This is a genomic window from Pseudomonas sp. NBRC 111132 (assembly GCF_001320565.1).
Classification (GTDB): Bacteria; Pseudomonadota; Gammaproteobacteria; order Pseudomonadales; family Pseudomonadaceae; genus Aquipseudomonas; species Aquipseudomonas putida_P.
The window spans coordinates 48868-59233 of the sequence record NZ_BCBI01000037.1 but is presented as its reverse complement, the minus strand read 5'-3'; the positions used below and the strand labels follow the sequence as shown (position 1 = coordinate 59233).

At 63.8% G+C, this 10366-nt stretch carries 10 protein-coding genes; 5 read left to right on the top strand and 5 right to left on the bottom strand.

What is annotated here, in order from left to right:
* Positions 1–34 precede the first annotated feature (34 nt).
* Together aroE and hemF are read right to left on the bottom strand one after the other, a co-directional pair.
* Positions 35–859: a shikimate dehydrogenase gene (gene aroE / locus APH35_RS18040; protein ID WP_060493241.1), complete on the bottom strand. Its 825-nt coding sequence runs from the start codon at positions 857–859 to the stop codon at positions 35–37.
* A gap of 25 nt (positions 860–884) precedes the next feature.
* Positions 885–1796: an oxygen-dependent coproporphyrinogen oxidase gene (gene hemF, locus APH35_RS18035; RefSeq protein WP_060515219.1), complete on the bottom strand. Its 912-nt coding sequence runs from the start codon at positions 1794–1796 to the stop codon at positions 885–887.
* Between the two features lie 134 nt (positions 1797–1930).
* Between hemF and APH35_RS18030 the strand changes: the two genes are divergently transcribed.
* Positions 1931–2908 (top strand): NADPH:quinone reductase, encoded by a 978-nt coding sequence (locus APH35_RS18030; RefSeq protein ID WP_012269880.1) that lies wholly within the window; start codon positions 1931–1933, stop codon positions 2906–2908.
* Positions 2909–3035: 127 nt separating this feature from the next.
* Here APH35_RS18030 and APH35_RS18025 read toward each other — a convergent pair whose 3' ends face one another.
* The 3 genes from APH35_RS18025 to dprA form a co-directional block, all read right to left on the bottom strand.
* Positions 3036–3353, bottom strand: a complete 318-nt coding sequence (locus tag APH35_RS18025; RefSeq protein WP_060515218.1) for a hypothetical protein — start codon at positions 3351–3353, stop codon at positions 3036–3038.
* 895 nt (positions 3354–4248) lie between these two features.
* Positions 4249–4806, bottom strand: coding sequence for an L-threonylcarbamoyladenylate synthase (locus APH35_RS18020; protein WP_060515217.1), 558 nt, complete (start codon positions 4804–4806; stop codon positions 4249–4251).
* A gap of 42 nt (positions 4807–4848) precedes the next feature.
* Complete coding sequence (gene dprA, locus APH35_RS18015; protein ID WP_060515216.1) at positions 4849–5946, bottom strand: DNA-processing protein DprA; 1098 nt, start codon at positions 5944–5946, stop codon at positions 4849–4851.
* A gap of 206 nt (positions 5947–6152) precedes the next feature.
* Between dprA and def the strand changes: the two genes are divergently transcribed.
* Genes def through trkA form a run of 4 tightly spaced genes read left to right on the top strand, consistent with a single transcriptional unit; the run spans position 6153 to position 10356 of the window.
* Positions 6153–6659, top strand: coding sequence for a peptide deformylase (def, locus tag APH35_RS18010; RefSeq protein WP_012269876.1), 507 nt, complete (start codon positions 6153–6155; stop codon positions 6657–6659).
* Positions 6660–6719: 60 nt separating this feature from the next.
* Positions 6720–7652, top strand: coding sequence for a methionyl-tRNA formyltransferase (fmt, locus tag APH35_RS18005; protein WP_060515215.1), 933 nt, complete (start codon positions 6720–6722; stop codon positions 7650–7652).
* Positions 7649–8959: a 16S rRNA (cytosine(967)-C(5))-methyltransferase RsmB gene (gene rsmB / locus APH35_RS18000; protein WP_060515214.1), complete on the top strand. Its 1311-nt coding sequence runs from the start codon at positions 7649–7651 to the stop codon at positions 8957–8959. The genes fmt and rsmB overlap by 4 nt, the downstream gene beginning before the upstream one ends.
* A gap of 23 nt (positions 8960–8982) precedes the next feature.
* Positions 8983–10356, top strand: a complete 1374-nt coding sequence (trkA, locus tag APH35_RS17995) for a Trk system potassium transporter TrkA (protein WP_012269873.1) — start codon at positions 8983–8985, stop codon at positions 10354–10356.
* Positions 10357–10366: the final 10 nt, after the last annotated feature.

Here is a 10366-nt window from a genome sequence, read left to right as displayed (position 1 = left end):
TGTCGCGATGGGCCGCAAAGCGGCCCCGACAATCTCAGCCCCGAGCGAGCTGCCGTCGCAGCTCCGCCAACACCGGCGCGGTATCAGGCCGAACCCCACGCCAGATAAAGAAGGCTTCAGCCGCCTGCTCAGCCAGCATCCCTAACCCATCCAGCACCTTTGCAGCGCCCAAGTCAGCGGCCCATTGGCAAAACGGCGTAGGCTCCTTGCCATACATCATGTCGTAGCAAACCGTACGCCCCGCCTCGACCAGGCTGTCGGCAATCGGCGGCATTTCCCCGGCCAGGCTCGCCGAGGTGGCGTTGATGATCACATCCACCGGCTCCTGCAACCAGGCGAACCCGCTCGCCACCACCGGGCCCAGCTCATCGAACTCACGCGCCAGCTGCTCGGCCTTTTCCACCGTCCGGTTTGCAATTACCAACGATTGCGGCTTGTGCGCCAATATGGGCTCCAGCACGCCACGCACGGCGCCACCGGCCCCCAGGATGAGAATGCGCTTACCGGCAAGCTCGACCCCGGCATTCACCGTCAAGTCGCGCACCAGGCCAGCGCCATCGGTGTTGTCACCCTGCAGGGTGCCATCAGCCAGCTTGCTCAGCGTGTTCACTGCGCCAGCGCGCTGGGCACGCGGGGTCAGGCTGTCGCACAAGCGGTAGGCTTCTTCCTTGAACGGCACGGTGACGTTACCGCCGCTGCCTTGCTTGAAGAAGCCGCGCGCGCAATCACTGAACTCGTCCAGCGGCGCCAGCAGGGTGGCGTATTCCAGGTCCTGGCCGGTCTGCTCGGCAAACAGGCGGTGGATCAGCGGCGACTTGCTGTGGCCGATGGGGTTACCAAAAACGACGTACTGGTCCATGACGGCTCCTTGTTTATCCACAGGCTTACTGGCCGAGCCAGTCGCGGTCCTGCAGGAAGTACTCGGTCAGGCGCGCTTCTTCGCTGCCGGGCGCAGCCTTCCAGTCGTAGCCCCAACGCACCTGAGGCGGCAGCGACATGAGGATGGACTCGGTGCGGCCACCGGACTGCAGGCCGAACAGGGTGCCACGGTCGTACACCAGGTTGAACTCCACGTAACGGCCGCGACGGTATTCCTGGAACTCGCGCTGCTGCGGGGTGTAAGGCGTGTCCTTGCGGCGCTGGACGATCGGCAGGTAGGCGTTGACGTAGGCATCGCCAATGGCGCGGATGAAGGCGAAGCAGGTGTCGAAGTCCCACTCGTTCAGGTCATCGAAGAACAGGCCGCCGATACCGCGTGGCTCGCCACGGTGCTTGAGGTGGAAGTAGCGGTCGCACCAGGCTTTGTAGCGTGGGTACACGTCGGCGCCGAAGGGCGCGCAGGCCTGCTCGGCCACATGGTGCCAGTGGATGCAATCTTCTTCATTGCCGTAGTACGGCGTCAGGTCGAAGCCGCCGCCAAACCACCACACGGCTTCTTCACCTTCCTTCTCGGCGATGAAGAACCGCACGTTGGCATGAGAAGTGGGCACATGCGGGTTGTGCGGGTGAATCACCAGCGACACACCCAGGGCCTCGAAGCCACGGCCAGCCAGTTCAGGGCGGTGGGCACTGGCCGAGGGCGGCAGGCCGGCACCAAACACATGGGAGAAGTTGACCCCGCCTTTCTCGATCACCTTGCCGTCGCCGATCACCCGCGTGCGGCCCCCGCCACCGGCTTCGCGCACCCAGGCATCCTCGACGAAGCGGGCGCCGCCGTCTTCTGTTTCGAGGGCAGAGCAGATGCGGTCTTGCAGGTCGAGCAGGTAGGCTTTCACGGCCTCGGTGCGGCTAGTCATCGGGTCACCAGAAACGGGCAGGGAAGAATTCGCCGCGTAGCATACCACCGCCAGCCCGCGCGCCGCAGTTGACGGCGATCAAGCAAAGGCGTCCGATAGAAGGCCTTTCCCGATCCCGACGACAGGAGTGCGAGATGGCCAAGCGTATCCAGTTCAGCCAGCATGGCGGCCCGGAAGTGCTGCAGTTTGTGGAATTCGAACCCGCCCCGCCCGCGCCGCAGCAGGTGCGTGTGCGCAACCATGCCATCGGCCTGAACTTCATCGACACGTATTTTCGCAGCGGGCTGTATGCGCCGCCGTCCCTGCCTTCTGGCCTGGGCACAGAAGCGGCCGGTGTGGTCGAGGCCGTAGGCGAGGGCGTGACCCGGCTGAAAGTGGGTGACCGCGTGGCCCATGCCGGCGGGCCGCTGGGTGCGTACAGCGAGGTGCATACGCTGCCGGAGGCCAACCTGGTCAAGCTGCCCGACAACATCAGCTTCGAGCAGGCGGCAGCGGTGATGCTCAAGGGTTTGACCGTGCAATACCTGCTGAAGCAGACCTATGAAGTCAAACCGGGCGACGTGATCCTGTTCCACGCGGCAGCGGGTGGCGTGGGTTCGTTGGCGTGCCAGTGGGCCAAGGCCCTGGGCGCCAAGCTGATCGGTACCGTGAGTTCTGCCGAGAAGGCCGAACGGGCCAAGGCGCTGGGGGCATGGGAAACCATCGACTACAGCCATGAAGATGTGGCCAAGCGAGTACTGGAGCTGACCGACGGCAAGAAATGCCCGGTGGTGTATGACGGCGTGGGCGCCGATACCTGGCTGACCTCGCTGGACTGCCTGCAACCACGTGGGCTGATGGTGAGCTTCGGCAATGCCTCGGGCGCGGTGAGCGGGGTGAACCTGGGGATTCTGGCGCAGAAGGGCTCGCTGTATGTGACCCGGCCGACCTTGGCCACCTATGCCAACAATGCCGAGAACACCCAGGCCATGGCCGATGACCTGTTTGCAATGATTGGCAGTGGCAAGCTGGTTGTGGATATCCAGCAGCGGTATCCGCTGAGCGAGGCGGCCAAGGCACAGGCTGAGCTGTCGGCGCGCAGGACTGTGGGGTCGACTGTACTGATCCCCTGAACCCGACACATTCCCTGTGGGAGCGGGCATGCCCGCGAAGATGCCACCGCAGTGCATGGCACCGGCTTTGCCGGTGTTCGCGGGCATGCCCGCTCCCACAGGTACTGTGTCGGCTTCGATAGCTGCGCTATGCCTTTAAGGGTCGGTTTGCCGGTGGTGGGGTCGACTCGATGCCATCGAGTATCGCCTCAATCACACCCTCCGCCATTTCAATCGCATGCAGGTTCGACCAGAACATGCCACGGCCTTCTTCACGCATGTAGTCCAGGGCTTTGTACCCGGTTTCGTAGGCGCTGCGCAGGTATAGGGCTACGTGGACCAGAGCGTCCTCGGCGGAAATGTTCGGGTTGACGGTGAAGAGCGGGTCATGGCCGGCGTCGCAGCGGCCGAAGGAGCGGGTGGAGGTGCAGGGTAGGGGTGGATCTGGAACAATTTTCTTCATCATTAGATCTCGCTTCATGGCCCCACCCAGTCGTTACCACACGAATGGGTGGCAGCTGTACGCAGGGTGGTAAACCGGGTGAGAGATCTAAAACCCAGCAGGCACGAAGCCTCCTGCGAACAGCCGCCATGGACTGCCAAGATCTCTCTGAACCCGGGTTACCACACCCGATCGCCAAGTTATTCGGCGACAGTTTAAGCCTAAGGGCAGAGGTTCCCGCTGAGAAGGTGACGGCAGAGGACGCGGGTCGTAGGATATTTCCGAAGCGGCCGGCTGGACAGCCATTTTGGTAATAATCAGAAAACTCTGATCATTTAGAAGGCAACAGGAGGCGCATGCACAGCACGCGAGAAAAAGGGGGCTGCCTTGACCGTGCTGGTTTGGAAGCGTAGCGTTCCCTGTTCAGGTTGTACTGGTGCGCCGGCTGAGCTCAAGTTATCCGGGCGAGTACATCCTTACCATTGAGGCCGCTTATGCGGCCTTTGTTTTTTCGGGTAGGTATGCCTACGCCCCCCAATCGATTTGGCGCACTACGCAGACCGCGTAATGGCAACCAAGCGCTTGCCTTGGTTTCTATGGCGCTGCGTAAATCGAGCGCCGCCCGCGCGGCGCATCGCGAGCTACGCTCGCTCCTACGTTTGTTTCGGGCCAATTATTCCTGTGCCATTTGCGCGCGGCCCCCATTGGCGCATGGCGCGATATCGTGTCGTACAAACAAGGCGGTCGCGCGCGCCTGTAACAGGCATGACTGGCCCAAAACAAACGTAGGAGCGAGCGCAGCTCGCGATGCGGCGCGCGGGCGGCGCTCGATCTCACAGGCAAAGAAAGCATCAAGGCTAACACCTGGGACATTGGCCCCCTGTGGGAGCGGGTCATCCGCCAGGCCTGTGGATAGGTATCAGCCAGGCCGAACGACTTCGCCAGTAGCCAGGTTACGAATCACACTAGGGTTCTTCCGCCCACCCAGCGCCCCACCCAACACCAGGTCCAGCTGGCCATGGAAGTACTGCTCAACCCGCAACCGGGTCTTGGCCGCCGGGCGCCCGCCAGGGTTGCACGAGGTGGAAATCAGCGGCCCCACCAGCGCGCACAGTTCACGCACCTGCGGATGGTCAGTGACCCGCAGCGCCACGGTGTCATGCTGCCCGGTCACCCATTCGGGCAACAGGTCCTGGTGCGGCACCAGCCAGGTATTGGGCCCCGGCCAGGTGCTACCCATGCGCTCGATCCAGTCTTCCGGGAAGTCCTCGAACAGGAAGTCGAACTGGCGGATGTTGTCGGCGATCAGGATCAGCCCTTTATCCACAGGCCGCGATTTCAGCGCCAGCAGGCGATACACCGCGTCCTCGTTCCATGGGTCGCAGCCAAGGCCCCAGACCGCTTCCGTCGGGTAGGCGATTACTGCGCCCGCCCGGATCTCACGTGCGGCTTGTTGCACACGAAAACTGCTCACCATTGCTGTTTCTCCGCCTCTATACCTTGCATGTGAGCAGTGTACTTAGCCCGCGCGGGCAAACCAACGCCCGGCTTCATTGCTGACCCGGCCGTCCAGCTCCAGCTCGGTCAGCTGCGCCAATACTTCGGCCAACGGCAGCTCGCAGCAGTGCGCAAGGCTTTCGCTGGTTTGCGGTGCTGCATGCAGCAGGGCAAGCAGGGGATGCTCGAACCTGTCCACAACTGCAGGCGGCAGGTTCTGCCAACCCTTCAGGCTTTCCAGGATCTGCTCCACACTTTCCACCAGCAGCGCCCCATCACGGATCAGCTGGTGACAGCCCTTGGCCCCCGGGTGGTGAATGGAACCCGGAATGGCATACACCTCGCGGCCTTGCTCGGCCGCCAGGCGCGCCGTGATGAGCGAGCCGCTGGCCAGGCTGGCCTCTACCACCAGCACGCCCAGCGACAAGCCGCTGATGATGCGATTGCGCCGCGGGAAATTGCCGGGCAGTGGCCCGGCATCCAGCGGATACTCGGAAACCAGCGCACTGCCATTGTCGATCATCGCCTGCGCAAGCTCATGATGGCGCTGTGGATAAAGTTTTTGCAGCCCCGTACCGAGCACGGCAATCGTGCACCCACCGGCCTGCAACGCGGCCCGATGAGCGGCACCGTCGACACCTACCGCCAGCCCGCTGGTAATGGTGAAACCGGCTTGTGCGAGATAGCGGGAAAATGCCCGGGCAGTGTCGAGCGCCGGGGGTGTAGCACGTCTGCTGCCCACGATGGCCAGCTGAGGGCGGTCGAGCAAGGCCGGTTCACCCGCAACGAAAAGCAGTGGTGGGGCATCGTCGGTTTCTGCCAGCAAGGCAGGGTAGCCAGGGTCGTCCCACATCAGCAAATGCTGGCCCGGGCGCTCTAACCAGGCCATTGCGGCCAGCGCCCCATCTCGTACCTCGGCACTGCGCCGGGCATCGATGGTGGCTTGCGGGATGCCCAACGCTCGCCAGGCCGCACCGGGCGCACTGAGCGCGCAAGAGGCACTGCCGAAGGCATCGAGCAAGGTGCGAAAACGTCGCAGTCCTGTCTCGGGCAGGCGATGCAGACGTAATCGCGCCTCAAGTTCGGCAGGCGGGCAGAGCGACGAATGGTAACGGGGCATGAGGATCGTCCTTGATCGAAACAGGGCCATTTACGTGGCACAACCTGTGGATAACTCTGTGAGTAACACTTTGAAAAGCTGTCCATTGATTGGGGGCTATCAAGCCCATAGACACCCTAGACGAGCTTGCCAGGTGCCGAAATGCCCGTTTCCCTTTATTATGTGTGCTCAGTTTTCAACCGAACGCACAGTGACTGCCTGACCTTATGGCCATCTTGAACATTCTCGAATTCCCGGACCCGCGCCTGCGCACTATCGCCAAACCGGTGACGGAGTTCGACGACGCCCTGCGTCAGCTGATCGACGACATGTTTGAAACCATGTACGAAGCCCCTGGTATCGGCCTGGCCGCCACCCAGGTCAACGTGCACCTGCAGGTCGTGGTCATGGACCTCAGCGAAGACCGCAGCGAGCCGCGCGTCTTCATCAACCCCACGGTCGAAGAACTCACCCACGACATGGGCCAGTACCAGGAAGGTTGCCTGTCGGTGCCCGGCTTCTACGAGAACGTCGACCGCCCGCTGCGTGTTCGGGTCAAGGCCCAGGACCGCGACGGCAAGCCGTTCGAGCTGGAATGCGAAGGCCTGTTGGCGGTGTGCGTGCAGCACGAATTCGATCACCTCAACGGCAAGCTGTTCGTTGACTACCTGTCGCAGCTCAAACGCGACCGGATCAAGAAGAAACTGGAAAAGCAGCACCGCCAGCAAGCCTGATCCCCACCTTCCAGAAGGCTTGCTCCGGCAAGCCTTTTTCTTTTTTGAAGCGAGAACTCCATGCGCATCGTCTTTGCAGGCACTCCAGAGTTTGCCGCCGAACACCTCAAGGCCCTGCTCGACAGCCCCTACGAGATCGTGGCCGTCTACACCCAGCCCGACCGCCCAGCCGGCCGTGGCCAGAAGCTCATGCCAAGTGCGGTCAAGGCACTGGCCGTGGCCCATGACATCCCGGTGTTCCAGCCGCAGACCCTGCGCAACGCCGATGCCCAGGCCGAACTGGCCGCATTGAAGCCAGACCTGATGGTGGTGGTCGCCTACGGCCTGATCCTGCCGCAGGCGGTGCTGGATATCCCGCGCCTGGGCTGCATCAACAGCCACGCCTCTCTGCTGCCACGCTGGCGCGGTGCGGCACCGATCCAGCGCGCCGTGGAAGCCGGCGACGCCGAGAGCGGCGTAACCGTGATGCGTATGGAAGCTGGCCTGGACACCGGCCCGATGCTGCTCAAGGTCGTCACCCCGATCAGTGCCGACGACACCGGCGGCACCTTGCACGACCGCCTGGCCGAGATGGGCCCGCCTGCCGTCGTACAGGCCATCGCCGGCCTGGCCGACGGCTCGCTGCAAGGTGAAGTACAGGATGATGCCCTGGCGACCTACGCACACAAACTGAACAAGGACGAGGCGCGCATCGACTGGAGCCGCCCGGCCGTCGAGCTGGAGCGCCTGATCCGCGCCTTCAACCCGTGGCCGGTGTGCCACAGCACCCTCGATGGCGAAAGCGTGAAGGTGCTGGCCGCCAACTTGTCCACAGGCAAGGCCGCCCCGGGCGAAATCCTTTCCGCCAGCAAGGACGGTCTCGTCGTTGCTTGCGGTGACCAGGCGCTGAGCCTGACCCGCCTGCAATTGCCTGGCGGCAAGGCGCTGAGCTTCAGCGACCTGTTCAACAGCCGCCGCGAGAAGTTCGCCGCCGGCAAGGTGCTGGGCCAATGAACCCACGCCTCGCTGCCGCCCGTGCCCTTGCCGCTGTGCTTAGCGGCAAGGCCTCGCTGAATAGCTCGCTGCCGGCCCAACTGGACAAGGTCGACGAACGCGACCGTGGCCTGACCCAGGACCTGGCGTTCGGCACCGCGCGCTGGCAACCACGCCTCGACCTGCTGGCCGCCCAACTGCTGCAGAAACCGTTCAAGGCCGCTGACGCCGATGTGCAGGCGTTGCTGCTGGTCGGCCTGTACCAGTTGTTCTACACCCGCATTCCGGCCCACGCCGCCATCGGCGAAACCGTGGGCTGTGCCGACAAGCTGAAGAAGCCATGGGCCAAGGGCCTGCTCAATGCCGTGCTGCGCCGCGCCCAGCGCGAAGGCGAGGAACTGCTCGCCAGCATGGAGCGCGACCCAGTGGTGCGTACCGCCCACCCGCGCTGGCTGCAGAAGGCGCTGAAAGCGTTCTGGCCCGAGCAATGGGAAGCCATCTGCGCCGCCAACAACGCCCACCCGCCGATGATTCTGCGGGTCAACCGCCGTCACCACAGCCGCGATGCCTACCTGGCACTGCTGGCCGAAGCGGGCATTGGCGCCAGCGCCTGCCAGTACAGCCGTGACGGCATCGTGCTGGCCGAGGCCTGTGACGTGCGCGGCTTGCCAGGCTTCGCCGAGGGCTGGGTGAGTGTGCAGGACGAAGCCGCGCAGCTGTCCGCCGACCTGCTTGAACTGGCCCCCGGCCAGCGCGTGCTCGACGCTTGCTGCGCACCGGGCGGCAAAACCTGCCACTTGCTGGAGGCCGAAGCCGGCCTGGCCCACGTCGTGGCCATCGACCTCGAAGCCAAACGCCTGATCCGCGTGCGCGAAAACCTCGACCGCCTCAAGCTCGACGCCGAGCTGATCGCCTGCGATGCCCGCGACACCGCCAGCTGGTGGGATGGCAAACCGTTCCAGCGCATCCTGCTCGACGCGCCATGCTCGGCCACCGGCGTGATCCGCCGTCACCCAGACATCAAGCTGACCCGCCAGGCCGACGACATCCCGGCCCTGGCAGCGCTGCAAGGCGAGCTGCTCGACGCCCTGTGGCCAACCCTTGAAGTAGGCGGCATGCTGCTGTACGCCACCTGCTCCAGCCTGCCGACCGAGAACACCGAAGTAATCGACGCTTTCCTCGCCCGCACCCCAGGTGCCCGTGAGCTGGACCTGGCCACCGAGGCCGGCCTGCGCCAGCCCCACGGCCGCCAGTTGCTGGCCCAGGAAGGCGGCCACGACGGCTTCTACTATGCCAAGCTGATCAAGATCGCCGCCTCACGCGGATAAGCACACAGGGTAGGGAGTAGCGGATGAAGATCATCATCCTTGGCGCAGGGCAGGTAGGCGGTACGCTGGCAGAGCACCTGGCCAGCGAAGCGAACGACATTACCGTGGTCGATACAGACGGCGACCGCCTGCGCGACCTCGGCGACCGCCTGGACATCCGTACCGTGCAGGGCCGCGGCTCGCTGCCGACGGTGCTGCGCCAGGCCGGTGCCGACGACGCCGACATGCTGGTGGCGGTCACCAACAGCGACGAAACCAACATGGTCGCCTGCCAGGTGGCCTATTCGTTGTTCCACACCCCGACCAAGATCGCCCGGGTGCGTGAATCGTCCTACCTGACCCGCGAAGAGCTGTTCGACAACGACCACATCCCGGTGGACGTGCTGATCAGCCCCGAGCAGGTGGTGACCAACTACATCAAGCGCCTGATCGAACACCCAGGCTCGCTGCAAGTAATCGACTTCGCCGAAGGCAAGGCCCAGTTGGTGGCGGTAAAGGCCTACTACGGCGGCCCGCTGGTCGGCCAGCAACTGCGCCAGATACGTGCGCACATGCCCAACGTCGACACCCGCGTGGCGGCCATCTTCCGCCGCGACCGGCCGATCACTCCGCGTGGCGACACAGTGATCGAGGCTGACGACGAAGTGTTCTTCATCGCCGCCAAAAAGGACATTCGCGCCGTGATGGGCGAACTGCGGCGCATCGACGAAACCAACAAGCGCATTGTCATCGCCGGCGGCGGGCAGATCGGCGAGCGTCTGGCCGAAGCCATCGAAAGCCGCTACCAGGTGAAGATCATCGAGATGAGCCCGGCCCGTTGCCGGCACCTGTCCGATACCCTGGAAAGCACTGTGGTGCTCCAGGGCAGTGCCTCGGACAAGGACCTGATGCTCGAAGAGAACATCGCCGATGCCGATATTTTCCTGGCCCTGACCAACGACGACGAAGCCAACATCATGTCGTCGCTGCTGGCCAAGCGCCTGGGTGCGGGCAAGGTGATGACCATCATCAACAACCCGGCCTATGTCGACCTGGTGCAGGGCGGCGATATCGACATCGCCATCAGCCCGCAGCTGGCAACCATCGGCACCCTGCTGGCGCACGTGCGCCGGGGCGACATCGTCAGCGTGCATTCGCTGCGCCGCGGCGCGGCCGAGGCCATCGAGGCCGTGGCGCACGGGGATTCGAAGTCGAGCAAGGTGGTCGGCAAGGCCATCGAAGACATCGCCCTGCCACCGGGTACCACGATCGGTGCGATCATCCGTGACGAAGAAGTGATGATCGCCCACGACGACACCATGATCGAATCGGGGGACCATGTGATCCTGTTCGTTGTGGATAAAAAGCATATTCGCGATGTGGAAAAGCTGTTCCACGTCGGCTTGAGTTTCTTCTAGGAGAAGAGGG

Bases quoted from the DNA above. Each gene is read 5' to 3' on its own strand.
- def (WP_012269876.1), top strand. From the start codon at position 6,153: ATGGCCATCTTGAACATTCTCGAATTCCCGGACCCGCGCCTGCGCACT.
- dprA (WP_060515216.1), bottom strand. From the start codon at position 5,946: ATGCCCCGTTACCATTCGTCGCTCTGCCCGCCTGCCGAACTTGAGGCG.
- trkA (WP_012269873.1), top strand. From the start codon at position 8,983: ATGAAGATCATCATCCTTGGCGCAGGGCAGGTAGGCGGTACGCTGGCA.
- aroE (WP_060493241.1), bottom strand. From the start codon at position 859: ATGGACCAGTACGTCGTTTTTGGTAACCCCATCGGCCACAGCAAGTCG.
- fmt (WP_060515215.1), top strand. From the start codon at position 6,720: ATGCGCATCGTCTTTGCAGGCACTCCAGAGTTTGCCGCCGAACACCTC.
- APH35_RS18030 (WP_012269880.1), top strand. From the start codon at position 1,931: ATGGCCAAGCGTATCCAGTTCAGCCAGCATGGCGGCCCGGAAGTGCTG.
- hemF (WP_060515219.1), bottom strand. From the start codon at position 1,796: ATGACTAGCCGCACCGAGGCCGTGAAAGCCTACCTGCTCGACCTGCAA.
- APH35_RS18020 (WP_060515217.1), bottom strand. From the start codon at position 4,806: ATGGTGAGCAGTTTTCGTGTGCAACAAGCCGCACGTGAGATCCGGGCG.
- APH35_RS18025 (WP_060515218.1), bottom strand. From the start codon at position 3,353: ATGATGAAGAAAATTGTTCCAGATCCACCCCTACCCTGCACCTCCACC.
- rsmB (WP_060515214.1), top strand. From the start codon at position 7,649: ATGAACCCACGCCTCGCTGCCGCCCGTGCCCTTGCCGCTGTGCTTAGC.